Annotated in this window: 27 protein-coding genes and 6 pseudogenes; 12 read left to right on the top strand and 21 right to left on the bottom strand. The window is 59.9% G+C overall.

The window, feature by feature from the left end:
- The 4 genes and pseudogenes from C9E91_RS01575 to C9E91_RS01595 all read right to left on the bottom strand — a co-directional run.
- Positions 1–1,154 (bottom strand): serine/threonine protein kinase (locus C9E91_RS01575; RefSeq protein ID WP_511458102.1); only part of this gene is annotated, 1,154 nt, incomplete at its 3' end.
- A gap of 881 nt (positions 1,155–2,035) precedes the next feature.
- Positions 2,036–2,413 carry a type II toxin-antitoxin system VapC family toxin gene (locus C9E91_RS01585; protein ID WP_107106640.1) on the bottom strand — a complete coding sequence of 126 codons (378 nt, stop codon included), beginning with the start codon at positions 2,411–2,413 and terminating at the stop codon, positions 2,036–2,038.
- Entirely contained in the window at positions 2,410–2,700 is a 291-nt protein-coding gene (locus C9E91_RS01590; RefSeq protein ID WP_107106641.1) for a type II toxin-antitoxin system Phd/YefM family antitoxin, read from the bottom strand. Before C9E91_RS01590 ends, C9E91_RS01585 begins: the two co-directional genes overlap by 4 nt.
- 88 nt (positions 2,701–2,788) lie before the next feature.
- Positions 2,789–3,178 (bottom strand): annotated as a pseudogene (locus C9E91_RS01595) (Tn3 family transposase); the annotation flags it as partial.
- Between the two features lie 199 nt (positions 3,179–3,377).
- Between C9E91_RS01595 and C9E91_RS19905 the strand changes: the two are divergent.
- Positions 3,378–3,542, top strand: a complete 165-nt coding sequence (locus C9E91_RS19905) for a hypothetical protein (protein WP_245407400.1) — start codon at positions 3,378–3,380, stop codon at positions 3,540–3,542.
- An 80-nt stretch (positions 3,543–3,622) separates the two neighbouring features.
- Here C9E91_RS19905 and C9E91_RS01605 read toward each other — a convergent pair whose 3' ends face one another.
- The 3 genes from C9E91_RS01605 to C9E91_RS01620 form a co-directional block, all read right to left on the bottom strand.
- On the bottom strand, positions 3,623–4,264 hold the full coding sequence (locus tag C9E91_RS01605) for a DUF433 domain-containing protein (RefSeq protein ID WP_107106643.1): 642 nt from the start codon (positions 4,262–4,264) through the stop codon (positions 3,623–3,625).
- Between the two features lie 344 nt (positions 4,265–4,608).
- Positions 4,609–4,731, bottom strand: a complete 123-nt coding sequence (locus C9E91_RS01615) for a recombinase family protein (RefSeq protein WP_107106645.1) — start codon at positions 4,729–4,731, stop codon at positions 4,609–4,611.
- A 39-nt stretch (positions 4,732–4,770) separates the two neighbouring features.
- Positions 4,771–5,664 carry an NAD(P)/FAD-dependent oxidoreductase gene (locus C9E91_RS01620; protein ID WP_107106646.1) on the bottom strand — a complete coding sequence of 298 codons (894 nt, stop codon included), beginning with the start codon at positions 5,662–5,664 and terminating at the stop codon, positions 4,771–4,773.
- Between the two features lie 197 nt (positions 5,665–5,861).
- On the opposite strand from C9E91_RS01620, the gene C9E91_RS01625 reads away from it, so the two are divergent.
- Positions 5,862–6,524, top strand: a complete 663-nt coding sequence (locus tag C9E91_RS01625) for a TetR/AcrR family transcriptional regulator (protein WP_414125128.1) — start codon at positions 5,862–5,864, stop codon at positions 6,522–6,524.
- A gap of 27 nt (positions 6,525–6,551) precedes the next feature.
- On the top strand, positions 6,552–7,415 hold the full coding sequence (locus C9E91_RS01630; RefSeq protein ID WP_107106648.1) for a class I SAM-dependent methyltransferase: 864 nt from the start codon (positions 6,552–6,554) through the stop codon (positions 7,413–7,415).
- Positions 7,416–7,542: 127 nt separating this feature from the next.
- On the opposite strand, the pseudogene C9E91_RS01635 reads toward C9E91_RS01630, so the two are convergent.
- Together C9E91_RS01635 and C9E91_RS01640 are read right to left on the bottom strand one after the other, a co-directional pair.
- Positions 7,543–8,157 (bottom strand): annotated as a pseudogene (locus C9E91_RS01635) (recombinase family protein); the annotation flags it as partial.
- The gene (locus C9E91_RS01640; protein ID WP_210319029.1) at positions 8,135–8,803 is read right to left on the bottom strand and encodes a LysE family translocator; all 669 of its coding nucleotides are present in this window, start codon (positions 8,801–8,803) and stop codon (positions 8,135–8,137) included. The gene C9E91_RS01640 and the pseudogene C9E91_RS01635, both read right to left, overlap by 23 nt.
- Between C9E91_RS01640 and C9E91_RS01645 the strand changes: the two genes are divergently transcribed.
- A complete protein-coding gene (locus C9E91_RS01645; protein ID WP_107106650.1) occupies positions 8,785–9,282 on the top strand; it encodes an Lrp/AsnC family transcriptional regulator in 498 nt (165 codons plus the stop codon). The genes C9E91_RS01640 and C9E91_RS01645 overlap by 19 nt on opposite strands.
- Before the next feature lie 150 nt (positions 9,283–9,432).
- Here the strand turns inward: C9E91_RS01645 and C9E91_RS01650 are convergent.
- From C9E91_RS01650 to C9E91_RS01665, 4 genes and pseudogenes are all read right to left on the bottom strand, one after another.
- Positions 9,433–10,604 (bottom strand): annotated as a pseudogene (locus C9E91_RS01650) (tyrosine-type recombinase/integrase).
- A 173-nt stretch (positions 10,605–10,777) separates the two neighbouring features.
- A complete protein-coding gene (locus C9E91_RS19910) occupies positions 10,778–11,008 on the bottom strand; it encodes a type II toxin-antitoxin system VapC family toxin (protein WP_245407401.1) in 231 nt (76 codons plus the stop codon).
- Positions 11,005–11,262, bottom strand: coding sequence for a type II toxin-antitoxin system VapB family antitoxin (locus tag C9E91_RS01660; RefSeq protein ID WP_107106651.1), 258 nt, complete (start codon positions 11,260–11,262; stop codon positions 11,005–11,007). The genes C9E91_RS19910 and C9E91_RS01660 overlap by 4 nt, the downstream gene beginning before the upstream one ends.
- A 281-nt stretch (positions 11,263–11,543) precedes the next feature.
- Positions 11,544–12,068, bottom strand: coding sequence for a DUF6428 family protein (locus C9E91_RS01665; RefSeq protein ID WP_107106652.1), 525 nt, complete (start codon positions 12,066–12,068; stop codon positions 11,544–11,546).
- A gap of 42 nt (positions 12,069–12,110) precedes the next feature.
- On the opposite strand from C9E91_RS01665, the gene C9E91_RS01670 reads away from it, so the two are divergent.
- The 4 genes and pseudogenes from C9E91_RS01670 to C9E91_RS01685 form a co-directional block, all read left to right on the top strand.
- A complete protein-coding gene (locus tag C9E91_RS01670; protein ID WP_107106653.1) occupies positions 12,111–12,467 on the top strand; it encodes an ArsR/SmtB family transcription factor in 357 nt (118 codons plus the stop codon).
- Positions 12,464–12,994: an arsenate reductase ArsC gene (locus tag C9E91_RS01675; RefSeq protein ID WP_107106654.1), complete on the top strand. Its 531-nt coding sequence runs from the start codon at positions 12,464–12,466 to the stop codon at positions 12,992–12,994. The genes C9E91_RS01670 and C9E91_RS01675 overlap by 4 nt, the downstream gene beginning before the upstream one ends.
- Entirely contained in the window at positions 12,994–13,689 is a 696-nt protein-coding gene (locus C9E91_RS01680) for an aquaporin (protein ID WP_107106655.1), read from the top strand. Before C9E91_RS01675 ends, C9E91_RS01680 begins: the two co-directional genes overlap by 1 nt.
- Positions 13,686–13,766: pseudogene (locus C9E91_RS01685) on the top strand (arsenate reductase (glutaredoxin)); the annotation flags it as partial. The gene C9E91_RS01680 and the pseudogene C9E91_RS01685, both read left to right, overlap by 4 nt.
- A gap of 53 nt (positions 13,767–13,819) precedes the next feature.
- On the opposite strand, the gene C9E91_RS01690 reads toward C9E91_RS01685, so the two are convergent.
- From C9E91_RS01690 to C9E91_RS01705, 4 genes are all read right to left on the bottom strand, one after another.
- Entirely contained in the window at positions 13,820–14,224 is a 405-nt protein-coding gene (locus tag C9E91_RS01690; RefSeq protein WP_107106656.1) for a type II toxin-antitoxin system VapC family toxin, read from the bottom strand.
- Complete coding sequence (locus C9E91_RS01695; protein WP_107106664.1) at positions 14,221–14,493, bottom strand: antitoxin; 273 nt, start codon at positions 14,491–14,493, stop codon at positions 14,221–14,223. Before C9E91_RS01695 ends, C9E91_RS01690 begins: the two co-directional genes overlap by 4 nt.
- Positions 14,494–14,786: 293 nt before the next feature.
- The gene (locus C9E91_RS01700; RefSeq protein ID WP_107106657.1) at positions 14,787–15,854 is read right to left on the bottom strand and encodes a nucleotidyltransferase family protein; all 1,068 of its coding nucleotides are present in this window, start codon (positions 15,852–15,854) and stop codon (positions 14,787–14,789) included.
- A gap of 327 nt (positions 15,855–16,181) precedes the next feature.
- Positions 16,182–17,360 carry a site-specific integrase gene (locus C9E91_RS01705; RefSeq protein WP_107106658.1) on the bottom strand — a complete coding sequence of 393 codons (1,179 nt, stop codon included), beginning with the start codon at positions 17,358–17,360 and terminating at the stop codon, positions 16,182–16,184.
- 65 nt (positions 17,361–17,425) lie between these two features.
- Between C9E91_RS01705 and C9E91_RS01710 the strand changes: the two genes are divergently transcribed.
- The 4 genes from C9E91_RS01710 (at position 17,426) to C9E91_RS01725 (ending at position 21,012) form a co-directional block, all read left to right on the top strand.
- Positions 17,426–17,704 (top strand): type II toxin-antitoxin system Phd/YefM family antitoxin, encoded by a 279-nt coding sequence (locus C9E91_RS01710; protein WP_107106659.1) that lies wholly within the window; start codon positions 17,426–17,428, stop codon positions 17,702–17,704.
- Complete coding sequence (locus C9E91_RS01715) at positions 17,691–18,122, top strand: plasmid maintenance toxin (PemK-like) (protein ID WP_107106660.1); 432 nt, start codon at positions 17,691–17,693, stop codon at positions 18,120–18,122. Before C9E91_RS01710 ends, C9E91_RS01715 begins: the two co-directional genes overlap by 14 nt.
- A 341-nt stretch (positions 18,123–18,463) precedes the next feature.
- Positions 18,464–20,098 (top strand): TnsB C-terminal domain-containing protein, encoded by a 1,635-nt coding sequence (locus tag C9E91_RS01720; protein WP_107106661.1) that lies wholly within the window; start codon positions 18,464–18,466, stop codon positions 20,096–20,098.
- Complete coding sequence (locus C9E91_RS01725; protein WP_210203676.1) at positions 20,095–21,012, top strand: TniB family NTP-binding protein; 918 nt, start codon at positions 20,095–20,097, stop codon at positions 21,010–21,012. Before C9E91_RS01720 ends, C9E91_RS01725 begins: the two co-directional genes overlap by 4 nt.
- Positions 21,013–21,282: 270 nt before the next feature.
- Here the strand turns inward: C9E91_RS01725 and C9E91_RS01730 are convergent.
- The 4 genes and pseudogenes from C9E91_RS01730 to C9E91_RS01745 all read right to left on the bottom strand — a co-directional run.
- Positions 21,283–22,035 (bottom strand): annotated as a pseudogene (locus tag C9E91_RS01730) (site-specific integrase); the annotation flags it as partial.
- Positions 22,025–22,444 carry a type II toxin-antitoxin system VapC family toxin gene (locus C9E91_RS01735; protein WP_107106663.1) on the bottom strand — a complete coding sequence of 140 codons (420 nt, stop codon included), beginning with the start codon at positions 22,442–22,444 and terminating at the stop codon, positions 22,025–22,027. The gene C9E91_RS01735 and the pseudogene C9E91_RS01730, both read right to left, overlap by 11 nt.
- Complete coding sequence (locus C9E91_RS01740; protein WP_107106665.1) at positions 22,444–22,686, bottom strand: type II toxin-antitoxin system Phd/YefM family antitoxin; 243 nt, start codon at positions 22,684–22,686, stop codon at positions 22,444–22,446. The genes C9E91_RS01735 and C9E91_RS01740 overlap by 1 nt, the downstream gene beginning before the upstream one ends.
- A 143-nt stretch (positions 22,687–22,829) precedes the next feature.
- Positions 22,830–23,690 (bottom strand): annotated as a pseudogene (locus C9E91_RS01745) (DEAD/DEAH box helicase); the annotation flags it as partial.
- Between the last annotated feature and the right edge of the window lie 192 nt (positions 23,691–23,882).

Below are 23,882 nucleotides of genomic sequence, written 5' to 3' on the forward strand. Positions count from 1 at the left end.
GCTTCGCTCTTAGCCAACAGAGCCCGGACGAGGCTCTGCAGGGCCTGCGCTAGGCTTGCATAGGGAACGTCCCGCTGGTTCTGGTCGAATTTGCCGGAGGCAAACAGCCCTCGTGGCGGCACAAGCGCTCGGTGAAGCTCGTTCACCACGGTGGATTTGCCAACTCCGGCATGGCCCGAAACCAACACTAGCGTCGGTCCGCCGCCTGCAACAACCCGGTCGCACGCGGCAAGAAGGACAGCGACTTCAAGCTCACGACCATAGGGCCGCTCGGGAACTAGAAGCCGGTCCTGCAGATCGTGCGTCCCGAGAGGAAATTCTTCGATCCGCCCACTCCTCTCGTTCTCGATAAGTGCGCGGCGGAGATCCGCTTCCAGCCCGGCCGCCGTCTGGTAGCGTTCTTCGGCGTTCTTGGAAATCAGCTTCATCACGATTGCCGAAATGCCGCGCGGTAGTTTCTTTATTCTCTCCGAAGGTGACACTGGTCGCTTGGCAATATGGCAGTGTACCCACTCCATGGGATCCGAAGCCGTGAACGGCAGCTTGCCGGTGAGCATTTCGTACAGCGTGATGCCCACGGCATAGAGGTCACTACGGGAGTCGACTGATCGGTTTATACGGCCAGTCTGTTCGGGCGCCATGTATGCGAGGCTGCCGGCAATGATCTCAGGAGGGTCGGGGGCCTGACGTTCCCGAGAAATACGCGATGCCACACCAAATCCCGTCAGCCAAACCTTTCCGTCTGCCGTGTTTGCCAGAATATTCGACGGCTTGATGTCTCTATGAATGAGGCCGCGTTCGTGAGCCTTGCCAACTGCTGCGGCGATACCGATGGCAAGACGCAAGAAGATGGGGAGCTCGGCAGCCATGCCATGTCTACGCAGTCCGATCAGCTGACGGAGCGGCGCGGCGCCACTATCTTCCAGGAGAAGAGCGCTGTGGCCATTCTGCGTGATGAGGTTGAGTGGCATCGCTGCCCATGTACGCTCGAGTTCGCTTCTGAGACCATATTCGTGCGCCAGCCTGTCGAGGCTGGCGCGAGCGGGGTGCTCGGCTATAAGCCGCACGACCAAAACGGCCCGTGATGCGCCATAGTCATCGTGGTATATTTCCCTCGTGAAGATGCGATCGCCGTCATTCCAGGCGCCTTGCAGCCCATCTTCTCGAGGACTTGTGGGAATCTTCTGGTGGACGAAGGCGGCAGCAGCTTCCTGTCTGCTGGCGCTCCTTCTGAAGCTCCTCTTTCCGATGTCTTGGACCGTGTCGTCCATCACCACACCGCTCGGCTCAATGCTGCCCGCATCGTTCTTGTCACGGGCATCGCAGTTCTAATAAGGCTTGACTGACTTCCCTTCTGTGTCAATGGCGCAATTCAGGTACTTAGCATGGCTGATCACTTGTCTCGGTGATCCTCCTGCTGTCCAAGTTCGGTTGGGATGCATACTGCCCGCTAAAATCACAACAGCGACAGCGCTGTTCCCCGTTTTGATAAAAGCCGCGCCGGCGGGGGCTGGAGTCTTTGCGATCAACAATATGCCGGCGCGGCAAATGGTCCCCTGATGGGGTGTGTGGTGGTTTCAGGGTACCGCTATAACGGTAGCGCTGCACGCAGCATTCCAGGTATTATACTGAAGTATATGCGCTTAGCCGTTTCGGCATATTTTCTAAACATGGGGTAATCGCGGCGCAATCGTCCCAGGCCAAATCACGCGAGTGCATTCGGCTCGCCGGTATCCGCGTTGGCTAGCTGCCGATGTTCGTACTGGCCCAGACGATGCCGTTTGGGCGCATGCACTGGCTGGCAACGAAGAAACGGAAACTGGAATTCCCGGCGTTCGAACAATTTGCGCCTCGAAATCAATCTTCCATCGATAAGAGTTACTTATCGATGATGATAGGCCGAATAAAATGCTTTACCGCGATCGGAAGTGATTATCCTCTTAGATTTTTTGTAAAGAAATTATGCAATAAATACATTGCACTATCGCTTGAGTGATGCGAGCATTTCGCGCCGCAAAATGGCGTTGATTGCGCTTCACCAAACCCGTTCATGCAGCACGGTGTCGAACGCGACGTCGAGCGACACGAAGGCGCAGTGCTCCAGCCGCGTCTGGGCAGCGAGAATGCGATCCCAGGGATCGCGGTGGTCCCAGTCGAAGCTTGCCGCGAGCTCGGCGTGCAGATCGCTGATGGCAAGCGTCTGCAAGCCGCTGGCGGCAACGGCGGCGCGCAATTCTTGCGGCTTCAGATCGAGCTTTTTAAGCCGCATCTTGTTGTCGAGCTCGTAGAAGGAGACGGCGCTGACAAGGACGGTGTTGGCCTTGTCCTCGATCAGCGCCCGGGCGTTGCCGGACAGCCGGTCGCTGCCGATCGTCCACCAGTAGATGGCGTGGCTGTCGAGTAGAAGCTTCATGCCTTGGGCTCGCGGCCGGTTGGGCCGCCCTGCCAGACGCCGGTATCATCGTTGAAGTCACCGGCATCGATGGCCGCCTGTTCGGCATCGACCGCGTCGAACAGATCGTCCGGCAGGCCGCGCTGGCGCAGCAGTCCGAACGGCCGCTTGCCGCCACCGGCCGGGCCAATGCGGGCATAGATCTCATTGCCGCGCATGATGATGATTTCCTCGCCCTGGTTGGCACGTTCGAGCACCTCGGCGAAATTCTTGCGGGCCTCGCTGATTTTGTAACTCGTCCGGGGCATCATGGTCTCCAGCCGTTGGAAGGCTCACGCTATCATGGGTTATGCCGTTGTACAACTCAGATGTACATGTCCATTACCGGTCAGACCCGTCGGTGAGCTTCTGCCCCAGTTTGATGATCTGGGCCACGATTGTCGCGCGTCGCCGGTTCACATTGAAGTCGTTGGCCAGCCAGGGGGGTGTGACATCACCCTCCCGCACCATCTGATCCCACCGCCCGGAAGGAATACGAGCCTGCAAGTGCGGATCAATCCTGAGGTTGCGCAGGAACACGATCCGCTCGGTCAGCCCGACCAGGTTCCCTGCCGCCTGCGCATCCGGCGCTGATTTCAACCACTGGAACCGCGTCTGGCCGACAGCCGCGTCCACGACCAGTAGATCGTCCAAGGTTTGCAGCTTTTCCGGATCAATATTCGAGATCAACGCTTGTTCGGCACGCCGGCGCGCAAGAGCGCGCGCCGCAAGCCCGATCTTCTCGATGGAATGTTGGGAAGGAAGCAACGGCTCTGTTGCAAAAAATTCTTGTGATAGAATGAAATTCCGAAAAGCCTTGGGACTAAGCGGCGAAGCCGACTGGGATCTGATGCCTCGGATCATCGCGGCGGTTTTCACATTCGTAACGAACAACGCCCGCGACTTCCGGAAGCTGTATGCAAGAGAGGAACTGCATGCGGGCTTGATGATCATCGTCCCGCAGGTACTCCCTTTCCTGCAGCGAGAATTGTTTGCCCTCATTCTGGAGGATTTGGTTGGGGCGGAGGATATGGTCAACGAAGTCATTGAAGTGACCCTCGATGGAGATGACAGTGCGAGCCTCACCCGCTATACGCTTCCAGAGGCATAGTCGCTTCTGCTGAGTAAATGCCCATTGACCTTGAGCCACGGCCACGAGAGACGTGTGAAGGCATTCGTCGATGAGAAATTTCACGAGGTCGAGCCCGTGGATTTTGGGGTGCTCTCGTTGTGAAGTCGCAGACGCTTCACGGACTTCACTTTCAGGCCGAGTTCCGAAAGCTTGCGGGGCCGTCCTCGGGCCGGGTGGGCGGCTGCCCAGATTTCGGCAAGCGCCACCATGCGCTCGCTGAGCGAAGGATATCCCTCGACGATTTCCTCGGTGCTCGCGCCCTGGACCTTCATTGCGGCAATAGTCCGCACCGGAACGCGGGTTCCCTTGAAAACCGGTTCGCCACCCACGACGCCCTTTACGCTGTGGATTTTTCGTTCTGCTTCTCGAAGCGCTTCGGCGCGTGCAGCCAACTGCTCTCTTGCCCGGGCGACATCGATGATCAGATAATCGTCTACCCTCACGGTATCGGCATTGGGGTTCTCGTCGATTGTGTCGAACAGACGTTTGCGGCGCTCGGCAGACAAAATCGATCCGACACCATACCAGAGCTTCAACCGAAGGAGATCGTCATCCGTGAGTGCGCGACCTCCCCCGCTGCCGGTAAGATGAGTTGCGATGATCCGCTTGTCGATGGCATTGTGCACCGACTTGACAGCGATCTCACTGACAGCTGCAGCTTCGGCGGGCGTGTAGGCGTGTGAAGTACTGGCCAAAATCATTCTCCTTGCGGAGAATATATAACGCGAGTATCGGCCGTCGTAAAGCTTTGTTTCTGGAGTCGCTCGAAAGCAACCTGCCCGGCCGTTCTGATGGTGAGCGGCAGCAATGGCTTGAAGCGATCCGTTTAATCGTCAGGTTGACGCTCCGGCAATGACCGATGACCGGTACGGCGGGAATAAGGCTATCCCAAGCCTGCCGCGCTTGTGGAACGAACGTTTCAAGCTCCGCGACAAACTGCCCATGCCGCTACCTCAGTCCGGCCTTCTCTACACTGGCGAAATCGCGACACAGCTGAGCAATTCCGCCTCGGCCTTCCTGTGCACGATGATCTTGTAGTTCACGCCTATTTGGCCCAGTCGATGGGGTAGCTGGCGCGCTGGGCAAAAGCAGTTAGGTCTCGCTCTTGCCGTTCGCAAGACTGGTCGGCGGTCGAAACGCGGCTGTAGATGGCTGCGCGTTGTCCCAATTGAACTCTCGTGGATTTTGGTGCCTGGAATCTGTGCTTTCAAACCAGCATCGACTGCTGGGCGAAGATGCCCGCCATCGTGCCTTGCCATGATGCCGTGGTGACCGAGGGGATGAGGGGGGTGGTGAGGTCGCCGGCGCCGTAGATGCCGGGCATGCTGGTTTCACGGCGCTCGTCGACCTTGAGGACAATGCCGAGGGGCGTGCCGGCCGTGGCGAGGCCCAGTGGTTCATGCAGACTTGCAGACGGCTTGTTGCGCGGATGCGCAAACAGAATATCGACTGCGACATCGGGGCCGGTATCGATCTTAATGGTGGCGCCATGGCTCCCGTGCCGAGCTATCTCAACGATCCGACCATCGATGATAGGTGTGTTGCGACGCTCCAGATCGGCCCGGATATCGGGCGGAATGTCGTGACCATCGGCGAAGACCGTCAGCCTGTCGGTCCAGTCGTGGAACAGCCTGACCTGATTATGCGACTGCGGGCCCGACCAGACGAGGCCCCAATGCTGGCCGGCGACTTCAAAGCCGTCGCAATAGGGACAGGGCACGATGGACGTGCCCCAGCCTTCGGCAAAGCCCGGAACATCGGGCATCTGGTCGGTGATGCCATAGCTCAGGATCAGGCGGCGCGCCCCAATGTTTTCGCCATCGCCAGTGAGGACGGAGAAATTGTCGATGGTGCCGGAGATGCTATCGGCCCGGGCATTGACCAGTTTGATCGCTGGATAACGTGCCAACTGCCGCCGCGCTTCGGCCAGGATGTCCAGCGGCGGCTTGTGATCATGGCCGAGCATACCATGCGAATGGCCGGCGAAGCGGTTGCGCGGCAGGCCGGTATCGAGAACGATGACCTTGCGGCGGGCGCGGCCGAGCTGCAGGGCGGCGGCGAGGCCGGCAAAGCTGCCGCCGATGATGATGACGTCATCCATGATGATGGGCTCCGAGTTGTGAAGGGAAGAGGTTGGGCAGAATCTGGCGCGCAATGTCGCCCAGCGATGCGCATTCGAAATCGCTGGGTGGCCAAGGGAAACCTGATTTGGCGGACACGATAAAATCCACTCTTGGAATTTATGAAACTACGTAGTATCGTAATTCAAGAATAACGATACTGTCAAGGACTGGAATTATCGTGCCCGAAGAAAACATCCGCGCACGGCGCGGCCGGCCCGCCAATGAGGCGCTTGGCCAAACCATAGTCGACGCAGCGGGCGAACTCTTTGCGGAATTGGGTTTCCAAGCGACGACATTGGACAAGGTCGCCCAGCGGGCGAAGATATCCAAGCTCAGCATCTACCGACACTTCGAGAATAAGGAGGCACTGTTTGGCGCGTCGTTTGCGGCCCGCTGCCAGCAGTTGATACCACAAGCCCTTTTTGAAGGCGTCGACGGTTCGGCCGAAGATCAGCTCATGGCGGTGGGATCATCGCTGCTTCGCACGCTGTTGCGCCCGGACGTGCGCAGTGTCGAAGCCATGGTCATGGCCGACGTCACGAGTCAAAAGTCATTAAGCAAGCTCCATTACGAAGCCGGCCCCGCCCATATCATCGCCCAAATCGAGGCCCTGTTGCGTCAGTTGCACGCGAAGGCGGTTCTGAACGTGCCCGATCCTCTCCGGTCCGCCCGCTTGTTTGCCGCGCTTTTCAAGGGATCCGATCTCCTGATTATCGCACGCTTCGATGAGGCGAGAGCAGGGGACAGAGACGAGATCGAATCCTATTGCCGGTCGGCCGTCGCGATGTTCATCGCCGCGCACGGTGGCAGCGACCACGCGGGCGGACAACCTGGTTAAGAACGGATCAGAACAAGGGGATATGGTATGGCAGAGAACAATGTTTATCAGGTCTCGGACTGGAATGGCCAAAGCGGGGAGCGCTGGGTCGCTCACCAGGCCCGGCTCGATGCCATGATGGCGGTGTTCGGCCAGGCCGCGATCGAAGCCGCCGCGCCCGCCACGGGCGAACGCGTGCTGGACATCGGCTGCGGCGCGGGGGCGTCTAGTCTGGAAATGGCCGCCCGCGTCGGCGCAGGGGGCCATGTGCTGGGCGTGGACGTATCCGAACCGCTGATCGGCAGAGCGCGCGCGCTAGCGCCGCAGGATACGCCAGTCCTGTTCCAGGTGGCCGACGCCAGCAGCGCCGAGCTGCCCGACGGGGCGTTCGACATCCTGTTCTCCCGTTTCGGGGTGATGTTCTTCGACGATCCGACAGGGGCGTTCGCTCATATGCGCCGTGCGCTCAAGCCAGGCGGGCGCGTCGCTTTCGTCTGCTGGCGCGGCATGGCCGAGAACGATTGGGTGCGCCTGCCGATGGGCGCGATCAAGGGCATCGTCCCGCCGACGGCGCCGCCCGATCCCGAAGCGCCCGGCCCATTCTCGTTCGGCGACTCGGGGCGGGTAGCGCGTATCCTGACGGCGGCCGGCTTCACCGATATCGCTATCGCGCCATTCGACGCCTCCATCCCTTTTGGTAAAGGGGAGACGCGGGACGTAGCGCTCGCCGACGCCGTGAAGATGACACTCGAAGTCGGCCCGCTGGCGCGCGCGCTCGTTGATCAACCCGACGACATCCGGGCCCGCGCCTCGGCCGCGGTTCGTGCCGCCTTCGCGGACCGCGCCGGCGAGCGATCGGTGATGATCGACGGCGCGGCGTGGATCGTCACCGCGCGCAATCCGGCAAGCTGACACGACTTTGCCGCTGCGGACCGCCTCTGCCAACGCTACAGATCGTCGATAGTCAAGCTTGAAGACAACGCCGGCGAACAGCCGCAGGAAAAGAACCGCGCGATCAGTCGGTTGATGAATCGTGCCCTCAGCGGCGGATAAGGCCAAACCGGTGGGCTTCGTCCAGCAGGTCCCGGACGGAGGAGGGTTGCCATCTTTTGCCCCCTCGCACAGGCCGTTCTCCCATCTTGTCCAGTTGAGAGGCAATGTCGCGAAGCGACAGATCGGGATCGGCAATGGCGATCGCCGCCGCCAGCTTCATCAGATGATCTTCGGGAGCGCGGCGAGGGGACCGGGCCAGGAGTTCTTTCTCAGCGAGCTTTTCGCGGACCAAGCGGTGAACCGCGCGTCGGAGTCGCTCAACGGTCCAGTCGTGGCCGCGGCGGTTAAGGACGCGGACGACATTGTCCCAGCTATGCTGCGGTCGCAACTGCCGCACGGTCGGAAGCCACGTTTGTGCCGACGAAATCAATTCATCGAGATAGAGTTTCTCGCGTGCTTGCGACACCGCCTTGATCGCTTCCGGTCGGCGCTCGCGCAGACCGGGATTGCCGGGAAGCTTGCCTCTGGCTTTCGCAGCCTTAATGCCAGCTTTGGTTCGCTCGGCGATCAGAGCGCGCTCGAGCTGGGCGACGGCGCCAAGCACCTGCAGGGAGAACATGCCCTGCGGCGTCGAGGTGTCAATCGGATCGCGCAGCGAGCGGATTGCCTAATAAGATCGGGACAGTCGATGCGACGAGAAGAAACGCGACCGAAAGATTGAAGATGCGCGCATAAGTCGGCCGGGTAAGCACGTTGCGGAGCAGGCGGCCGGCAGCCGCCCAGACGGCAACGCTGGGGATGGCCACAAGAGCCAGCAAAGCCGCAGCGATCGAGATGTTCAGCAGATAGTCGCTGCTGGGAATGTAGGTTGCAGCAGCGCTCACCGTGATTGCCCACGCCTTTGGATTGACCCACTGAAACGCGACCGCACCCCAAAAGCCGATAGGCGAACTCTCCGTGCTTTCAACAATTGGGCCGCTGCGCGCGATCTTCCAAGCAAACGACATGAGATAAAACGAACCTCCGATCCGCAAGATCTCGTGCGTGACCGGATAGGCCTCGAATAACGTACCCAGGCCGAGGCCGATTGCCAACATTTGCAAGGCGACGCCAGCAGCAATGCCGCCTATGAGCGGAAACGACCCAGCTAGACCAACACGAACGCCAGAAGCCAGAGCCATTGCGTTGTTGGGTCCCGGCGAAACTGTCATGAGAAAGGCGAAGATGAGGAATGGGGCGAGAATTACTGGATCGGTCATACGCGCAATGTTAGGAAGGTTTTTGCAGAATGTCGGTGCAAATTTCATCAGCGGAGCCGGAAAGATTGCAACAAAAGCCTGTATTTGATCGTATTGACCGTCATATATTGCGCGAGCTATCTGTCGACGCACGCCAGCCGAATGTACGTTTGGCTGAGCGCGTCGGCTTGTCTCCGTCGGCATGTTTACGTCGCGTTCAAGAACTGGAGCGTGCCGGCGTCATTACGGGTTACCGCGCCTCTATTAACCGAGCGCGAATGGGGGCCGGATTCCTCGCCTATGTTACGGTGGGTCTCTCGGATCACACCAAAAAGAGCCAAGACGCATTCGAGGAGGCGATGTCACAGGCTGATGAAGTCGTTGAATGCCATAACGTGACAGGCACAATAGAATACTTGTTGCGTATCGAAGTTGCCGACATTGCCACTTACAAGGCGTTCCATACAGGCGTTTTAGGCACGCTGCCGCAGGTCACGGCGATTACCAGCTTCATCGTTCTGGGCTCTCCGAAAGATCAAAGACGGTGAGATACTCTGTCTTTATCGGGCGCGTCAGCCGCCCTGTGTCAGGTGCTGATGCCGCGAGAGAGCCTAGGGAAGGAGCCAAAATCTAGCCGATGGGCTGACCTCATGCCAGCCAAGCTTGTGACCGGAGAACCAGACGGCAGACTTCTAGGACTAGGTGACAAGCCGCGCCGCACGGCCGTTTTTCCGTTCCGCATTGTTGTAGTAGCCGCCTGCGTCACCGACTTGTGCAGCGACTGCTGCATGGCTTCCTGAAGCGGGATGCCGCGGTCGGCTGCTGCGGTCAGATAGCCGGATCTCAGCCCATGCGCAGAAAACGCCTCCGGATCCAAGCCGGCCTGCTTGCAACGGCTTTTGAGGATGAGGTTGACCGACTGCGGCGTCAGGGGGCGCCTATCGACGTTGCCCCATTGGTCGATGCGCCGAAAGAGCGGTCCGGTATCGATCTTGGCCTGTGCCAGCAATTGCTTCACGGCTTCGACCGGACGGCCGATGAGAATGGCATGCGCCTTCTCTTCAGCTGTCGTCGTCTTGGTGCGGCCGAGATTGATGGTCAGACACGGCAGGAGAGGGGAGGCCGAATCTCTCGGATCGGCATGGACCGGTTCCTCGTCGACCAAATCCTCGATGCGAAGGCCGGCAATTTCGGAGCGTCGGCGGCCTCCGGAGGCGAAGGCGGTCAGCAACAGCGCGCGATCACGAATGTCAACCAGCCGATCGCTGGCGCAGGTGGCGATTAATTCTGCTAGGATATCGCCGGCGACCGCTTTCTTGCTTTTCCGTTGCCTTGGTCGTGCATTTGCCCGAACGGCGAGCCTGAGAGCAGATTTTAAAGACGGAGCGGTGAAAGATCCCGTCAGGCCGCGCCAACGGGTCAGGATCGACCAGGAGGTCAGGCGCCGGCGCACCGTATCGGGCGCGCGCGGGCCGTCGGTACGCAGCAGCCCCTGAAGACGCATTCCCGCTTCGACGTCCAGCGGCATGCCGTGGCTTGGATCCTCGGCCCGTTCGACCGGATCCCAAAGATGGTGGGCGACGAATTTCAACAGCAGGCTTTCGGGCGCCGGCCAGGGCAGGGGGGTGCCTGTCGACAGTTCGCACCAGGCCTCGAGATAGCCGAGATCGGAGGCGAGCGCCCTAAGCGCGTTGGCGCCCATGCCTTCCCTGGCCAGATGTTTGAGGGTGGCGACATCCTCGTCTGTCAGCAATGTTGCGAGCTGATCCCGACGGGCAAATGGAAGGATGGCATCGAGCGCATCCAATTCTTCGGCGCGTTGCAGCACCGGATCGGCAGCGGAGGGGAGGGGGATTGCTTTGCGTGTCATTGGGCTGCTGATGCAGGATGACGCATTATATCTGTCCGTCCGAAATCATTTCCCTTGAAGAGGAGAGGGACCTTGGCGACGCTTGCAACCGCATAGGAAAAGCAATCCCCCATGTTCAACCCCGCCGGATGGCGGCCTTTGCCATACCTGTCGAGCGCCTGCTCGGCTGCACGCTAATGTTTTGCATCAAAGGCGACGGCGGTGATGTTTGGCACCTCCGAAAAACGGGCGACGATATCACCGGGGTTGGAAAATCGCTTGGCGGTCAGCACCGTCCGGGTTTCAAACAAAGTTGGCCAGCCAATGGCGATCACCGGTTCCTGCCGCAACACTGTCTTGAATGTTTCAGCTTCCGGCTCATCGAGCATGATCGCAACAAGAACCGAGGTATCGAGAGCGATCATTTCGGCAAGCCATTCTCGTCATAGAGATCGTCGTGAGCCGAAGTGGTGCCGGGTGGCACGGTGCGCCGCCCTTCGGCGGCGAGCTCCCAGATGGCATCAAGCGGATGCGCCTTGTTCTGCTGCCGCAGTTCGACATCGTAGCGCTCAAGTGCCTTTTCAACGAGTTTGTTGACCGGCATGCCGGTGCGGCGGGCGAGCGCATGCGCTAGTTCTTTTGCCTTGGCGCTGCGGACAGAGAGTTGTGGTTCGGACATTGGTTTTCCTTGATCGAATTTTCGCCAAATATAGCGATTTTGAGCGAAGACGGCAATAAAGCGCCATTAGATGGCTCACTATCGATACCGCGTATCAACGTTTGGCGGAGCAGATATTGGCCACCCAGGATTGGAAGACGATTTCCGATGCGAAGGGGCGCCTGCGCAACAGACAGCTTGGCCGCCTCATGAACCAGGCGCTCAAGCGCAAACACGACCGAAGCGACACCCATCGCCCGGTCCCACCGACAAATGGCTTGAACTCTGGACAATGAGTACAATCAGCCGCAGCACTTGCTTTCTACGGCTGGGCCACAGCAAGCGGCCGCCGCCTTGCGGTTTTCTTCTGCCAGCCAGCGATTACGCGGCTTGCAGCTCGCGGCCCGCGGCGTCAGCTCAACATGGACCTGGCCCGCACGAAGGCTGGGATAGGCTGCCTGATAGAGCTGCATCGGCTGTACGCCGTCGCTCACCTCAAAGGTCAGCTTTGCCGACCCGTCCAGTTTCACGTGCTCCGAGACTTTGCGGATGATCGCCGCGAATTTGCCGGCCGGCATATGGGTGCGGTCGCCTTCCTCGATGTCCCACAGCTGCACGAAGATCTCCGTCCAGCTTTCCGGGTTGGCGCTGCAGTCGAGCGCATCAAACTTTCCGGCTTTGACCTCAGTGACATGATAGCCAGCCTTCACCAACTTGCCATCATAGTGGAAGACGAGGGGAATATTCTTGGCGTGCGCCAGCGTTTCGAGAAGCAGGCCGAGGCTGATGTCGGCGTTTTGAATTTTCGAGTTGTCGATCGCGTTCATTCGCGGTAATCCATATTTCAATGATTCAAGGATTATTGAAATATGGATCAACGGCAAGTCCTCGCTGTCTTTTCCGCTCTCTCGCAGGAAACCCGGCTGCAGATCGTCCGCCTGCTCCTCGTCACCGGTCCGGACGGCATGGCGGCCGGAGCTCTGGCCGAGAGGCTTGAGGTTTCGCCCTCGAACATCTCCTTCCATCTGAAGGAGCTTGAGCATTCCGGACTTGTCGATGCTGAGCGCCAGTCTCGCTCGATCATCTACACCGCGAACTACGAAGCGCTTGGTGGGCTTATCCGCTTCCTGATGGAAGACTGCTGCTCCGGGCACCCGGAGATTTGCGCGCCGGCCGTGGAGGTTGCGGCCTGCTGCGCCCCTAAAATGGAGGAGAAACGGCAATGACCACGGACCGCGTCTACAACGTCCTCTTTCTTTGCACGGGCAATTCTGCCCGCTCGATCCTGGCGGAATCCATCCTGAATGCCGAGGGAAAGGGTCGCTTCAAGGCCTATTCGGCTGGCAGCCAGCCGAAGGGTGACGTCAATCCCTTCGCGCTGAAGGAGCTCGAAACTCTGGGTTACCCGTCAAACGGCTTTCGTTCGAAAAGCTGGGACGAGTTTGCCGAACCAGGCGCTCCGCACATGGACTTCATCTTCACGGTTTGCGACAGCGCTGCCGGTGAGGCGTGCCCGGTCTGGATCGGCCATCCGATGAGCGCCCACTGGGGCATCGAGGATCCCTCAGCCGTCGAAGGCAGCGAAGTCGAGAAAGCCCGCGCCTTTGCGCAGGCCGCCCGCTTCCTCAAGAACCGCATTATGTCCTTTATCAGCTTGCCGCTCGCCTCGCTCGACAGGCTCGCGCTGGAGACGCATCTGCGCCAGATCGGCGCCATGGAAGGCGCCAGCATCAAGCAGCCGAAGGCAAGCTGATGGGTGGATTCGATCTGCCACGGCGGCTGGTTGCCGAAGGCCTCGGGACCGCAATGCTGGTCGCGACGGTGGTCGGTTCGGGCATCATGGCAACATCGCTGACACAGGACGTTGGCTTGGCATTGCTCGGCAATACACTGGCAACCGGCGCGATCCTGGTGGTCCTGATCACCATCCTCGGGCCAATCTCGGGAGCGCACTTCAACCCCGCGGTCTCGTTGATCTTCGCAATCTCCCGCACGCTGCCGAGGAGCAATCTCACCGCATATGTGCTGGCGCAGATTGTCGGCGGTGTGATTGGCACGATCGCCGCACACCTGATGTTCGGCCTGCCTGTTATCGAACTGTCGAGCAAGGTCAGGACAGGTGGCGCCCAATGGTTCTCCGAGGGCATTGCGACGTTCGGGCTGGTGGCGGTGATCCTCGCCGGCATCAAATTCGAGCAGAAGGCAGTGCCGTGGCTGGTCGGGCTCTACATCACCGCCGCCTACTGGTTCACCGCCTCGACGTCATTCGCCAATCCGGCTGTTGCCTTGGCCCGATCGCTGACAAACACCTTCTCAGGCATTCGGCCGATCGATCTGCCGGGCTTCTGGGTGGCGGAGGTTGCCGGAGCGGTTGTTGCACTCATGCTGTTCACCTGGCTCCTGCAGCCGTCCACTTCATCGACAATCTCATCGGAGCCGAAGCTATGAACGTTACCATCTACCACAATCCGGATTGCGGCACGTCACGCAACACATTGGCGATGATCCGTAATGCCGGAATTCAGTCTTGAGGTTAGATGCAAAACGACAATTGCATCGGCGCTCATGATGCTTGCCACTATCTCTCAAGCCAGTTTTCGAGTTTCAGGGCATGAATGCGTTGGAACTCACGAGTGTTGTCCGTAACAAGCGTCAGATCCAGTGCATTGGCATGCGCGGCGATCAACAGATCGTTGTGGCCGATGCTCTGACCGGTAGCCTCCAATTCTGCACGAATGCTGCCGTATTTGATGTCTGCCGGCATGTCTAGCGGGAGAACGGGAATCGTTTCGAGCACGCTTTCGACTTTGGCCGATAGTTTTGCCGATCCTTTCTTTGCGCAGCCATACCGCAGTTCAGCCGCGACAACTATGCTCGTGCAAATCTCTTTGGGATCGATCTCTTCGATGCGACGCGCTGCCGGTCCGAACGGGTTGCGTATGAGGTCGCTGATGATGTTCGTATCGAGCAAATATCCGCTCAAAAGATGTTCTCCGGCTTGACGGGCATATCCTCAATATCCGGGAACTGGTCCTCAGGTCCGAGGGCGTCTTCGTTCTTCCATTCGGCAATGAGCTCAATGATATTCGCGGGCCGGGCTACAGGCTCGATAATGAGCTTGTTTCCCTCACGGTGAATCATCACGCGATCCCCCGGCAGCTCAAATTCCGCAGGGATGCGTACCGCCTGGCTGCGATTATTGCGGAAAAGTTTTACTTCCTTCGGTCGAGATGAGGGCAATGAGATAGGCATCAAGGTGACCTCCTTTGTATATGCCATAATGTATATGCCATGGCGCATCGATTCAACTGCGATTTCGGGCGGATTGCTGAATTCGCATTCGTCCCTTTGAAAAGGTGAGGGCGGCAGATTTCCAAATCCAGAAGATACGCATAAACGATCGTTTGTGAGTGTCTCTAGCGCGGTCTCTCGGGCATTTAAATCGGTCGAATCCCTGGCAATGGGACTCTTTTTATCGGAAAAATTCGTTGTCAAAGAAGCCTTGTTCAATTCGATATGAGGGGCTTATCGGAACCTCAGCCAGATCAAGCTCTTCCCAAATCTTCAACCTGCACGCCGAGTGCCTTTGCCAGGGCGTTCCTGCCGCTATCAGGCAGTCTTGTAAGGCTGCTGGTGATCCCTTCCTGCCATGAAGGTCCTCTTTCCCATGCCTCTTCATAGGCATCGGCCAGCACGTCACCTTGGCGCGTCTCTACAAGGGCTTCAAAGAGCAACGCGGCCTGCGATCGATCTTTGTCCGCCTTGGCACGCCCAAGTGCATCTGTAAGCCGTCTCGAGGCCACGATAAGCTTATGGACGGCATACCGCTCGGGCGCTGGTACGAGGACGTTCACGCCATCACGATGAAGAAGCACCGTGCGGACAGGTTCGTAGATCAGGTAATCGAGAAACCGCAGGTTTTCTGCCGACGCGCCACCGAGGGCGGGCATGGGTGACGGTTTGCCTGTATGTTCGTCCGATCCCCGGTTTCCCGTCAGGAACTCCACCCGGTAGCCTTTGCCGTTCACGAACGCGACGACCTTCGCCTGGTCCGATCGATGCGGGACTGCTCGGAAGCCGGGATCGATCGACTGGAGGATTTTGAGCACGGGTGGCAAGCTGTCGCCGACCTCGGCCGAGATCGCAAAATCCTGCGCGAAATCGGCATCGCCTGTCTGCATTGCCGACGACGGCAGCCGAACGCCGAGAAGGCCCGCATAGGTGCCGAATGCCACTGATCCGATCAAGACAGCCCGCAGTCGGAACAATCCCGCGTCCGCAAGAGCCTTCGTGATGTCGCCCGCGAACGGATCTGGACCGGGGAGGCCGGCACGACGCAACGAGCTAACCATGCGTCGGCGCTCCTTGATGTTGTCCTTGATCTCCTTATGGGCGTTCACCCGCGCCGTGATCTCTTCGTCGCTGTGTGGACCGACATAGCTTCGCTTGTCGCCATTTGGAGTAGGGAGATCGAAATACCAGTAGTCGCGGCCCTTGACAGGAACTGTGACGAAACGGCCCTCCAGAGGAAAGTCCGCGTGGAACCGTGCGTCGAGCGACCGCTGCGCTAGCTCGGCAAACATCGTGCGATAGACCAGGTCGATCTCTTTCATTGTTGCGTCGCTTCTTTCCTGAGCGCTGCGGGCGCTAGCTCGGCCGTCGCCCTCTTTGGGGACGGTCCTTTCCTAAGAAGGTGCGTCCGGTCACCGGAGACACCACTAGTTATAATTTTTCTGCAAAAACATTATAACTCTCTTGCGACGTGTCAACGACTGAGCCGGTTATAATGTTTTCGCGAAAACATTATAACTGCGTCGGAACCCCTGCGCTCGCAAGGGCCGCCGGTCGAAAGAGAATGGATCCGCTTTCCAATATCGGACAGATCGCGCCCTTTATCGTGATACCAACTTGTTCAGCCCACGGGCGGATGTCTACCCTCGTCAAGTCACGAGCCGCGCGGCCCGGCCATTCTTTCGCTCGGCGTTGTTGTAATAGCTCGCCGCCTGCGTTACCGACTTGTGCAGGGATTGCTGCATGGCCTCCTGCAGGGATACGCCGCGGTTGGCCGCTTCGGTCAGATAGCCCGATCTTAGCCCGTGCGCCGAAAACGCCTCCGGATCCAGACCTGCCTGCCTGCATCGGCTTTTCAGGATCAGATTGACCGACTGCGGCGTCAGCGCTCGCCGGTCGACATTGCCCCACTGGTCGATGCGCCGAAAGACCGGGCCGCTCTCGATCCTGGCGACCTCAATCCAATGCTTCAGCGCCTCGACCGGCCGACCGATCAAAATAACATGGGCCGTGTCGTCGGCGCTTGTTGTCTTGGTGCGGCCGAGGTTGATGGTGAGGCAGGGAAGAAGAGGGGAGGCGGGATTTTTCGGATCGGCATGCACCGGCTCTTCGTCGACCAAATCCTCTATGCGCAGGTTGGCGACTTCGGAGCGCCGGCGGCCACCGGAGGCGAAGGCGGTCAGCAGCAAGGCGCGGTCGCGCAGATCGACGAGGCGCTCGCCGGCGCAAGTGGCCAGCAGCTTTGCCAGGATATTGCCGGTCACCGCCATTTTGCTTTTACGCTGTCGTGGCCGTCCACTCGCTTTGACCGCGAGCCGCAAGGCCGTCTTCAGCGATGGCGCCGAAAACGCCCCCGTCAGCCCGCGCCAGCGCGTCAGGATCGACCAGGAGGTCAGGCGACGCCGCACGGTATCGGGCGCATGCGGACCGTCCACGCGCAACAGCCCTTGGGCGCGCAAGCCCGCCTCGACCTCCGCCGGCATGCCGTGGCTCGGATCTGCGGCGCGCTCGGCCGGATCCCAGAGATGATGCGCGACGAATTTCAGCAGCAGGCTTTCGGGTGCTGGCCAGGGGAGCGGAGCACCGGTCGAAAGCTCGCACCAGGCCTCGAGGTAGCCGAGATCGGAGGCGAGTGCCCTGAGCGTGTTGGCGCCCATCCCTTCCTTGGCCAAGTGCTTCAGGGTGGCGACGTCCTCGTCGGTCAGAAGTTCAGCGAGTTGGTCGCGCCGGTCGAAGGGCAGGATCGCATCGAGAGCGTCAAGCGCCTCGGCGCGCGCGACCCGCGCTTCGTCCGAGGACGCCGTTGGGGCGGATTTTAGCAGACGCATCTTGTTCGCTTTCGTCTTGCGGGATTTCCGGGAAATCCGTATATTACGGAAAAAGGAGAATAGCCATGACAGCGACGGTCACCGCCGCGGCGGTTTCGAAAAATTTCGGCGCCTTTCAAGATGCCGCGGTTCGCGAGCCGGTGATCATTACCAAGAACGGCCGGCCCCGTACGGTGCTCATTGCCTATGAGGACTATCTTCGGCTGATGCGGCGAGAGCGTCGCGTCGACCTGACGACGGAGCTTGGCGACGCGGACATCGCTACGGTCGAAGCATCCGAAATGGACCTGGGTCTCGATCATCTCAATGCCGAACTGCTGACCGACAAGAATGCTGCCGACTGAACCGAAGGTCGGCTGGGTCTTCCGTTATTCCTATCTCTGGCACCGTCACCACCTCGAGGGACGCGAGGAGGGCGACAAGGATCGGCCGAGCCTGGTGCTGGCGATCGTGGCCGCGCTTGAGGACGAAACGCCGGTCGTGCGCGTCTTGCCGATCACCCATTCGCCGCCAAGCAATCCGGATGATGCGATCGAGATCCCGCCGGCCACCAAGCGCCGCCTTGGCCTCGACGACGAACGCTCGTGGATCGTGCTGACCGAAAGCAATCGCTTTGTCTGGCCGGGCCCCGATATTCGTCCGCTCGAGCGCGAAAGCGGCTATTACGGGCCATTGCCGCCGGCGCTGTTTGCCGAGGTCAAGCAGCGTTTTGTGGCGTTTGCCCGCGGGCAGGGCCATCGCTCCACGGGCCGCAGCGACTGAGGCTGGCACGGCCGCGGCAATTGCCGCGCTGGCGCGGCGTCGGCAGGCGCGACGTTCAATGACAGTTCGAGGGCATTGGAACTGGTTTTCCATCGCTTTGAGCTTCGAGCGGGCTTGTGAGTTGGCACGAGTTTAGCTTGTCAGTCTTAGAGGATGAACGGGCCATTATTAACTGTTTTTTAACGATTTGTCCTCGGGGACGATCGGTGGACTCGACCTGGTTCAGCGGATTTTTTGTTCCTCGAAGAAGTCGCTGTCTTTGATCTGTAACGATCCACAGTCATCGTAGTCCAAAATCGGGAACTGGCTTCGCACCTTGGTCAGGAACGAGGAGGTCTTCGATGGCGGACAGACCGGATAAACTGACCGTGTGTGACCCGGCTTGGCAGAAGGCCGTGGCACGGGAGGCGGTCATAAGGCCTTTGATCTCAGCAACCCGGATATCTCGAGGAGATATCACTTCGGCCTGCCGACAACTCGGTCTGAAGCGCACGCGGCTCTATGAGCTCGTCGCTAAGTTTCGCAAGCGACCAGTCACCAGTTCGCTTCTCGACGAAATGCCCGGGCCGGAGAAGGGGAGGCGACTGCTCTCGGCCGATCAGGAAGACGTGGTCAGGCTTGCCATCGAGGCAGTCTATTGCGCTCGCGAACGTCCGACCATCAGCGCAGTTCATGACCACGTTCTCAGAGCCTGCCGCCAGCGGGATCTGCACCCTCCGTCCTGGAAGGCAGTCAAAGCGCGAGTGGATCAGAGCGACCAACGGCGGCTGATGAAGTTGCGGGAGGGTGCGAAGGCGGCCCGACAGCAGTTCGCGGCAGTGGTGGGTGAATATTCGGCCCAATATGCGCTCCAGGTCGTTCAGATCGACCACACCCTTGTCGATCTGTTCATCGTCGATACAGTCAGTCGGCAACCGCTTCAGCGACCGTGGCTGACGCTGGCAATAGATGTCGCGAGCCGGATGGTCGCAGGGTTTTATCTCAGTCTGGAAAACCCGTCGTCGACATCCGTCGCCCTGGCTGTCCAACACGTTGTTTTGCCAAAGGAGAGCTGGCTCGCTTCGCGCGGAATTGAGGCGGAATGGCCGGTCTTCGGGTTGCCCGACGTCATCCACCTCGACAATGGCCGCGAGTTTCATGGCAAGGCGCTGGTGCGAGGTGCTGCGGAACACGGCGTAGAGCTTCAGTATCGTCCCGTCGCCCGTCCTCACTTCGGGGGTATCGAACGGCTGATCGGAACGATGATGGGCGCTGTGCATCTCCTGCCGGGATCCACGTCCAGCGATATCGGCAGCCGCGGGGATTATGACCCACAGAGACACGCCATCATGACCCTCGACGAGCTTGAGCAATGGTTGGCCCTGCAGATCGTCGGCCGATATCATGCAAACATCCACCGCGCCTTGCGACTGCCTCCAAATACGGCCTGGCAAGATGCTGTCGCTGCACGCCCACTTCCCCGACGGCTACCCTATGACGAACACCGTTTCCTCCTCGACTTTCTGCCATTCGAGGAGCGAAACGTCCGAAGGGACGGTGTGCACTTATTCGGCCTCAAATACTGGGATGACGTCCTCAGTCCGCTGGCAGGCGGGCCATGCAAGATGCGCGTTCGATATGATCCTCGCGACCTCTCCACGGTTTACGGCGAGGCGCCCGACGGATCGACCTGGCCAATTCGCTTCGCAAATCTCGGCTGGCCACGCATCACGCTCGGAGAGCATAGGCAGGCACTGGCTTTATTGAGGCAGCGTGGCGTGCGCTCCGTCGACGCCGACCTGATCTTCAAGACCATCGACGGGCAGAGACGGATCGTCGAAATGTCGGGCCAGCAGACCCGCAGCGTGCGACGGAATGCGGAAAAGCGCTCCTGGGCGCTGGCATGGGAGGGGCACTCTTCCGTTCCTGCGCGGGACTCTGGGGATGACCAACACTTTGTGGAGCTGCCTCCGCTCAGCGTCGACGAGTGGTCGTGACGCATTACTCCCACCTGCAGCCGGCATACAGGCAATATGCGGATCTCACAGCTGATGAGCGGATCGCCTGGATCCGCGCCGATCGGTGGCTGGAAACGGCGAATGCACACCTGGCGCTTGCGAGGTTGAACGACCTGCTCACGTACCCGCCGCGAGACCGAATGCCATGCCTGTTGATCTACGGCGACACCGGCATGGGCAAGACCAAGATCATCCGAAAATTCCTTCGCGATCGCGTGCCAACTTTCGATCGCGGCACTGGCACGACGACCATGCCGGTCGTGGCGATGCAAATGCCAGCCGAACCGATAGAGCGTGACGTCTATGGCGAGCTTCTCAATGCAATGAACGCACCTGGACCGATGGGCGACGCGACCTTTCGGCTAAAGGCGACCTGCCGCAACCTGATGCGCAGCATGAGCGTTTGTATGCTGATCATCGACGAGATCCACGCGATGCTGAGCGGCACCTACCGGCAGCAGCGGATTTTCCTCAATGTCATCCGGTTTCTGGCGAATGATCTGAAGGTGCCGCTGATCTGTGCAGGAACGGACCTTGCTCGGCAGGCGCTGTTGACGGATCCGCAGCTGGCAGAGCGGTTCGAGACGTTTCATCTGAAGCGGTGGGTCAACGACCAGCATCTTGCGCAACTCCTGGCGAGCCTCGGCACAATCCTTCCGCTGAGGCGCGCCTCCGATCTCGGGTCTGCGCCGGTTCGTCGGCGTATTCTCGAACTCACGGACGGCGTCACTGTGCGGATATTTCGGTTGATCGAGACCGTGGCGGCAGAAGCGGTCCGCAGCGGCAAAGAGGCGATTGCCCTCGAAAGCTTTGCCGGCGACGATCTGGTCTTGCCGCTGGTCGCCATGACGCAGCATGCGGAGCACCAACTCAGACGACAGGTGGCTCAGTGAGACATGTACGGTTGCTTCCGGTCGCACCCCGTCCATGTGAGGACGAGCTCCTGTAATCCTGGCAGTGCCGCGTCGCCTGCCGCTATGACAGCACACCGGCGCAGATCGAGGCTTGGTTCGGTGGGCGGTCGGTTTCGATGGGAGATAGCTTTGAGGCTCGGGATTTCCGGCCGGAACAAGACATGACGTGGCGCTGGACGCGGGCCTGCAGACTCAAGGAACGCGATCTCGAGCAGCTGGCGCTATCCAATCTTGAAAGGCCTGAAGACTAAGAAGAGGGGAGGCGGGATTTTTCGGATCGGCATGCACCGGCTCTTCGTCGACCAAATCCTCTATGCGCAGGTTGGCGACTTCGGAGCGCCGGCGGCCACCGGAGGCGAAGGCGGTCAGCAGCAAGGCGCGGTCGCGCAGATCGACGAGGCGCTCGCCGGCGCAAGTGGCCAGCAGCTTTGCCAGGATATTGCCGGTCACCGCCATTTTGCTTTTACGCTGTCGTGGCCGTCCACTCGCTTTGACCGCGAGCCGCAAGGCCGTCTTCAGCGATGGCGCCGAAAACGCCCCCGTCAGCCCGCGCCAGCGCGTCAGGATCGACCAGGAGGTCAGGCGACGCCGCACGGTATCGGGCGCATGCGGACCGTCCACGCGCAACAGCCCTTGGGCGCGCAAGCCCGCCTCGACCTCCGCCGGCATGCCGTGGCTCGGATCTGCGGCGCGCTCGGCCGGATCCCAGAGATGATGCGCGACGAATTTCAGCAGCAGGCTTTCGGGTGCTGGCCAGGGGAGCGGAGCACCGGTCGAAAGCTCGCACCAGGCCTCGAGGTAGCCGAGATCGGAGGCGAGTGCCCTGAGCGTGTTGGCGCCCATCCCTTCCTTGGCCAAGTGCTTCAGGGTGGCGACGTCTTCGTCGGTCAGAAGTTCAGCGAGTTGGTCGCGCCGGTCGAAGGGCAGGATCGCATCGAGCGCATCGAGTTCTTCGGCACGCTTTAGAATTTCATGGCGTGAAAGCGGCAGCTCAGTGTTCATGTTCGAGTGGCCCAACGACGGTGACACCTTCACCGCGGGCGGCGGCGGCCATCTTTCGGTCGCCGGTTGCCAGAGGTAATCCCCGGGTTCTGGCAAGCGCGACATAGCTCGCGTCGTATGCGGTCAGTGCGTAACGCGCCGCCAGTTCCAGCACCAGGCCATCTCCGCCGGAGCCAGCGTCCTCGAGCGGCAGCCCTCGCAGCTGTGTCATCAGCAGCAGTGGTTCGCCCTGCTTCAACCGGCCGCGTCGCTCGGCCACCAGAAACAGATTGCGGGTCTCAAACCAGAACAGTGCCGGCACAAGACCGACCGTCGAGCGGATCTCCGACATCAGCCGATCGGCGGCGTCGTGTTGTTCGTCGGGCAGAAACCAGGCGGCGGCGACAGAGGCATCGAGAACGAAGGCCATCAGTATCGCCGGCCTTCATCGCGCCATTCGCGGATTTCGTCCTGCGTGGTGACGGCGCGGCCGGCGCGCTGGGCCTTGATCTCGGAGATCAAGGCATCGACGTCGTTGTCGCGGCGGATGCGGGAGAGGCGGGCGACAGGTGTATTTCCGCGCGAAATAATCACCTCTTCACCGGCTTCGACTTTCGCCAGCAGCTCGGACAGATGGGTTTTGGCCTCGGCGACCTTTACGGTAACGGTCATGACGGGTGCTCCAGGTTTGTCTCTCTCGTCGAGCAGAGGGTGGATGGCATCGTTTTTCGACATTCTGCGCGACTATAGGGCGCTTTCCTCAAGTTGGTCAAGGCCTAACCATATCACTATCGATACCTGCAACTTATCGGTGGTCACCCGAGCAGCAACTCGAACTCCGCCTCCGTCATGGAGAGGGTGGGTTGGCCGTCATGGTCGAACAAACTGGCAGCCAGTGCCCGCTTTTTGTCTTTCAGAACATCCATCTTTTCCTCGATCGTGTCGGTGACAATCAGCCGGTAGACAAACACCGGCTTATCCTGGCCGATCCGGTGGGCGCGGTCGACGGCTTGCTCTTCCACAGCGGGGTTCCACCAGGGATCATAAAGAATGACAGTATCTGCTGCCGTAAGGTTCAACCCGACGCCGCCGGCCTTGAGACTGATGAGGAAGACCGGCAGATCGCCCTGCTGAAACGACCTCACCTCGATTGCCCGGTCGACGGTATCACCGGTCAGCAAAGCATATGAGATGCCTGTGTCGTGGAGCCGAGACCGGATCAGCTCGATCATGGAGGTGAATTGCGAAAACACGATCACCTTGCGACCCTCATCGACAAGACTGCCAAGCAGCTCCATCAGCCGATCGAGCTTGGCGGAGCCGGGAGGCGCCGAGGCATTCTTTTTCGTTCCCGTCAGTTTCAGCAAGCGTGGATCGCAGCACGCTTGGCGTAGTTTCAAAAGAGCGTCTAAAATGATGATGTGGCTGCGAGCGAGCCCTTTCTCGGCAATGGCAGCTTGTACTTTTGTATGCATGGCCAGACGAATGGATTCGTAGATTGTCCGCTGACCGGCCGAAAGCTCAATTTTCTCTGTGATCACGGTTTTTGGCGGCAAATCGGTAGCGACCTCATCCTTGGTCCGGCGTAGCAAGAACGGCTTGATGCGCCCCGCCAGAAGCCGCGCGCGCGTTGTGTCGCCCTTTTTCTCGATCGGTGTCCGCCAGTTTCGGGTAAAGTGGAGTGCACCCTCCGTGTGAGACAGGGAAATTCACGGACAGCTCGCGCGTTTAGTTATGTCGCTTTTTCCATCTGTCGTCCATCTGCGGTCGCTGGAAAGTGCGGTTAAGTGGTGCCGAAGCCTGTTTTCGGTGGTGGTCTAGCTCGACGGTAGCAAAGCCGCTCGCTCGCGCGCCCTCAATCGCGCTGT

The organism is Rhizobium sp. SEMIA4064, from assembly GCF_003025035.1.
Taxonomy (GTDB): Bacteria; Pseudomonadota; Alphaproteobacteria; order Rhizobiales; family Rhizobiaceae; genus Rhizobium; species Rhizobium paranaense.

Coding starts and splice junctions, on each gene's coding strand:
- C9E91_RS01645 (WP_107106650.1), top strand. CDS start 8,785: ATGTCGGTGCAAATTTCATCAGCGGAGCCGGAAAGATTGCAACAAAAG.
- C9E91_RS01660 (WP_107106651.1), bottom strand. CDS start 11,262: ATGTCCGAACCACAACTCTCTGTCCGCAGCGCCAAGGCAAAAGAACTA.
- C9E91_RS01675 (WP_107106654.1), top strand. CDS start 12,464: ATGACCACGGACCGCGTCTACAACGTCCTCTTTCTTTGCACGGGCAAT.
- C9E91_RS01695 (WP_107106664.1), bottom strand. CDS start 14,493: ATGCCTATCTCATTGCCCTCATCTCGACCGAAGGAAGTAAAACTTTTC.
- C9E91_RS01680 (WP_107106655.1), top strand. CDS start 12,994: ATGGGTGGATTCGATCTGCCACGGCGGCTGGTTGCCGAAGGCCTCGGG.
- C9E91_RS01620 (WP_107106646.1), bottom strand. CDS start 5,664: ATGGATGACGTCATCATCATCGGCGGCAGCTTTGCCGGCCTCGCCGCC.
- C9E91_RS01670 (WP_107106653.1), top strand. CDS start 12,111: ATGGATCAACGGCAAGTCCTCGCTGTCTTTTCCGCTCTCTCGCAGGAA.
- C9E91_RS01740 (WP_107106665.1), bottom strand. CDS start 22,686: ATGACCGTTACCGTAAAGGTCGCCGAGGCCAAAACCCATCTGTCCGAG.
- C9E91_RS01605 (WP_107106643.1), bottom strand. CDS start 4,264: ATGATTTTGGCCAGTACTTCACACGCCTACACGCCCGCCGAAGCTGCA.
- C9E91_RS01735 (WP_107106663.1), bottom strand. CDS start 22,444: ATGGCCTTCGTTCTCGATGCCTCTGTCGCCGCCGCCTGGTTTCTGCCC.
- C9E91_RS01720 (WP_107106661.1), top strand. CDS start 18,464: ATGGCGGACAGACCGGATAAACTGACCGTGTGTGACCCGGCTTGGCAG.
- C9E91_RS01665 (WP_107106652.1), bottom strand. CDS start 12,068: ATGAACGCGATCGACAACTCGAAAATTCAAAACGCCGACATCAGCCTC.
- C9E91_RS01700 (WP_107106657.1), bottom strand. CDS start 15,854: ATGAAAGAGATCGACCTGGTCTATCGCACGATGTTTGCCGAGCTAGCG.
- C9E91_RS01630 (WP_107106648.1), top strand. CDS start 6,552: ATGGCAGAGAACAATGTTTATCAGGTCTCGGACTGGAATGGCCAAAGC.
- C9E91_RS01705 (WP_107106658.1), bottom strand. CDS start 17,360: ATGCGTCTGCTAAAATCCGCCCCAACGGCGTCCTCGGACGAAGCGCGG.
- C9E91_RS01590 (WP_107106641.1), bottom strand. CDS start 2,700: ATGCCCCGGACGAGTTACAAAATCAGCGAGGCCCGCAAGAATTTCGCC.
- C9E91_RS01715 (WP_107106660.1), top strand. CDS start 17,691: ATGCTGCCGACTGAACCGAAGGTCGGCTGGGTCTTCCGTTATTCCTAT.
- C9E91_RS01585 (WP_107106640.1), bottom strand. CDS start 2,413: ATGAAGCTTCTACTCGACAGCCACGCCATCTACTGGTGGACGATCGGC.
- C9E91_RS01640 (WP_210319029.1), bottom strand. CDS start 8,803: ATGAAATTTGCACCGACATTCTGCAAAAACCTTCCTAACATTGCGCGT.
- C9E91_RS01710 (WP_107106659.1), top strand. CDS start 17,426: ATGACAGCGACGGTCACCGCCGCGGCGGTTTCGAAAAATTTCGGCGCC.
- C9E91_RS19905 (WP_245407400.1), top strand. CDS start 3,378: ATGATCATCGTCCCGCAGGTACTCCCTTTCCTGCAGCGAGAATTGTTT.
- C9E91_RS19910 (WP_245407401.1), bottom strand. CDS start 11,008: ATGATCGCTCTCGATACCTCGGTTCTTGTTGCGATCATGCTCGATGAG.